This window comes from Halomonas citrativorans, from assembly GCF_900163645.1.
In the GTDB taxonomy this organism is placed as follows: domain Bacteria; phylum Pseudomonadota; class Gammaproteobacteria; order Pseudomonadales; family Halomonadaceae; genus Vreelandella; species Vreelandella citrativorans.
Genome location: NZ_FUKM01000004.1, coordinates 1 through 1,516 on the forward strand (window position 1 = coordinate 1; position 1,516 = coordinate 1,516).

General features: G+C 58.6%; 1 protein-coding gene. It reads left to right on the top strand.

Annotation, left to right across the window (positions count from 1 at the left end; all coding sequences use genetic code 11):
- Positions 1–1,440, top strand: a 1,440-nt coding sequence (locus tag CZ787_RS01595) for a hypothetical protein (protein WP_140398958.1), incomplete at its 5' end; no start/stop codon positions are given.
- Between the last annotated feature and the right edge of the window lie 76 nt (positions 1,441–1,516).

The window sequence follows — 1,516 nt, forward strand, 5'->3', positions numbered from 1 at the left end:
ATTGCCGAGAAAAGCCGCCGTACCGGTTTAACCTGGGGCGAAGCAGCCGATGCCGTACTCACGGCCAGTAGCGCCAAAGCTGCCGGTGGTACCAACCACTTTTATGTGGGCAGCAACAAGGACATGGCCATCGAGTTTATCGATGCCTGCGCCATGTGGGCCAAGGCGTTCAACCGCGCCGCCTCGCACATTCAAGAAGAGCTGTATCAGGATGAGGATAAAGACATCCTCACCTTCAACATCCACTTTGCCAGTGGCTTCAAAATCCAGGCGCTTAGCTCACGCCCCAGCAACATGCGTGGCCGCCAGGGTAACGTCACCATTGACGAAGCCGCCTTCCACGACCAGCTTGCCGAGGTTCTGAAAGCCGCGCTCGCCCTCACCATGTGGGGTGCCAAGGTGCGTTTGATCAGTACCCACAACGGCGTCGAGAACATCTTCAATGAGCTGATCCAGGACAGCCGCGCCGGTAAAAAGCGCTACTCAGTTCACCGCATCACACTGGACGATGCCTGTGAGCAGGGTCTGTACCAGCGCATTTGTCAGGTGCGTGGCAAGCCGTGGAGCCAGCAGTCCGAGGAAGAATGGAAGGCCAACCTGCTGAAGGACACCGCCACCAAAGAAGACGCCCTGGAAGAGTATTACTGCGTGCCCAAGGCAGGCGGTGGTGCTTATCTTTCCCGCGCCATGATCGAAGCGCGCATGGTCGATGCACCGGTGATTCGCTTTGAAGGCAGCGCCGAGTTCAACGCGGTACCCGAGCAGTATCGAGCACTGGAAATAAACGCCTGGTGTATTGAACACCTGTTGCCCTTGCTCGAAAAACTCGACAGTAAGTTGGCCCACTGCTTTGGCGAAGACTTTGGCCGCAGCGGTGATTTAACCGTGATTGCCCCCATGGCCATCACTCAGCAGCTGGTTCGCCAGGTGCCTTTCCTTGTCGAGCTGCGCAACGTGCCGTTCAAGCAGCAAGAGCAAGTGCTGTTCTTCATTGGCGACCGCCTGCCACGCCTGCAAGGCGGCGCGCTGGATGGGCGCGGTAACGGCCAATACCTGGCCGAGCAAGCGGCAGAACGCTACGGCAGCATCGTTGAAGTCGTCATGCTTTCCCAAAGCTGGTACCTCAACAATATGCCGCCCTTTAAAGCGGCGTTTGAAGATGAGCTGATCAGCATCCCCCGCGATAGCAACGTGGTTGATGACCTGCGCGCCCTGCAAGTCATCAAGGGCGTGCCCAAACTCCCCGATGCCAAAACCGGCGACAGTAAAGACCGCCACGGTGATGCGGCTATCGCGCTGGCCATGGCGTACTACGCCAGCCAAATGGAGGTAGCCCCGATCGACTTCACCCCCGCGCCCCTGCCTGGTGTTGCTCACCAGGACGACGACAGCGACGACATTGAACACGCCGGATTCGGCATAGGAGGCGGCGCATGGTAAGCCCCAAAGCACTCATCAAGCGGTTATTCGGCAGCGGCAGCAGCCAGGCGCTGGAAGAAGAACAAACGCAAGACGC